Origin of the sequence: Gilliamella bombi (genome assembly GCF_900103255.1) — a bacterium.
Taxonomy (GTDB): domain Bacteria; phylum Pseudomonadota; class Gammaproteobacteria; order Enterobacterales; family Orbaceae; genus Gilliamella; species Gilliamella bombi.
Genome location: NZ_FMWS01000023.1, coordinates 1 through 1,736 on the forward strand (window position 1 = coordinate 1; position 1,736 = coordinate 1,736).

At 26.2% G+C, this 1,736-nt stretch carries 1 protein-coding gene; it reads left to right on the plus strand.

Going from position 1 to position 1,736, the window contains the following annotated elements:
* Positions 1–395 precede the first annotated feature (395 nt).
* Positions 396–1,511, plus strand: coding sequence for a hypothetical protein (locus tag B9N71_RS05710; protein ID WP_085164725.1), 1,116 nt, complete (start codon positions 396–398; stop codon positions 1,509–1,511).
* Positions 1,512–1,736 lie beyond the last annotated feature (225 nt).

The window sequence follows — 1,736 nt, forward strand, 5'->3', positions numbered from 1 at the left end:
ATTATTCCTCATACTTATTTTCTTAAATTTATTGTTATAAAATAAACAGTTAATGTTGTTTTTAGTAATTTTAGCATAAAGTAGTATATAACTACGCTACCCTATTTTAGAATAAAAACTTCATTTTTCACCTATTTTTTTGTAAAGTTTTGTTAAGCTAATTTTTATTTTTATCATTTCTTTATCATACAAATACCTAACATATAAAATGTAGTAATCAAACTCCAAGCATAATACAGAATATAAATTCTTCAGTATTATAAAAAATAATCGAATTTACTTAAGCTGAAATTTTCGCTAACATATTAAAGTTAAACTATTAATATCTTTTAATCCATATAAAATATGGTTGTAACATCATATTGAAAAAACTTCAAATAATCTAAATAATAACAATGAAAAATATACTACTTGCTTTACTTTTAATCCTTTCTTTTCCTGTATTTAGTACTATCTATAGAACTACCTATAGTGCTACCTATGCTTATAAAGGCTATATTGAGAATAAAGAAGTAACGTTATATTTGAGCCCCTATTTGAAAGCTTTTTGGGTTTATAAAGATGATCACAAACAGATACAACATGCTTTATCCTATGAATGTCACTTAATGAACTCATGCGATGAAGTTAGCCAACAAAACAGTTTAAAACTTTATGATGATAAAGATATTTATTTGGATGAAAATGATAATCATCCAAAAATTAAAGATTCAATTAGTTACTTTAACTTTAATCATAATGGGCAAACACAATTTAATCAAAAATTAGTTGGTTATTGGTTTGATGGCAAAAAAAATCAACAATATCCAATAAAATTGCAAAAAGAACTTGAAATAATTGATGAAGCAGATGCTGAATTTAATCGCCTTGAATTATTACAAACGAATTCATCAGATAAATTTTATTTTACTGCGGTATTATCAAAAAAGAAAAAAGAAAAAATTAAACTAGTTGGTGTGAATGTTTATGACAAAAGTAACCACCAATTAATGCAAAAAATACAAAATTTACATTATAGCTACAACCAATTTGACAGCATTTATCTAGAGGATATCAATTTTGACGGCAATCTTGATTTAGCCATTAAAAAATATGCCTCAAGTGCCAGAATAGGTGCAAATTATGACTACTATATCAATGACAAAGGTAAATTTGTAGCCACAAACTTGTGGGGTAGCGATATCGATTTTAACCCAAAAGATAAATCCGCCACAGGTAAAAAAAATTGTTATAATTATAATGAAAAACAGCAAAGAATCTTGACAACAATACAAAGTATTTATCATTATCAAAAATACAAATATATCAATATAAAAAATAGCTGTCAGTTTAAAAACATTGATACCCAAGAGCACAGAAAATGTAATGAAGAAGAATATAATGCTTGTTTGTTAAACCGAAATAATATTGATCGAGAAAACCCGCATGTAATTGGTGAAGATAATATATTGTATAAAAATATGGTATGGTACAAAGATAAATTCATTGATGGCGTTGTAGATGATGAATGATTATGATGTGGTTTTAGCTAGCAATAGTCTTATATAATCGTTATTTAGTATAATAACTCAGTCAAGTTATTTACAATATAAAAAACACTTTTTACTAACTATTTCGCCAAGTTTTTACTGCATATTAACACTGCTATTTATTCACGCCATGAAGCACAACTATTTTCGATTTAATGTTTAGGGCGTGTTGATCTTTCATGATTATTTTTAGACGGCATGATGTGA

Excerpts from the sequence above, each read along its gene's own strand:
- B9N71_RS05710 (WP_085164725.1), top strand. The coding sequence starts at position 396 with ATGAAAAATATACTACTTGCTTTACTTTTAATCCTTTCTTTTCCTGTA.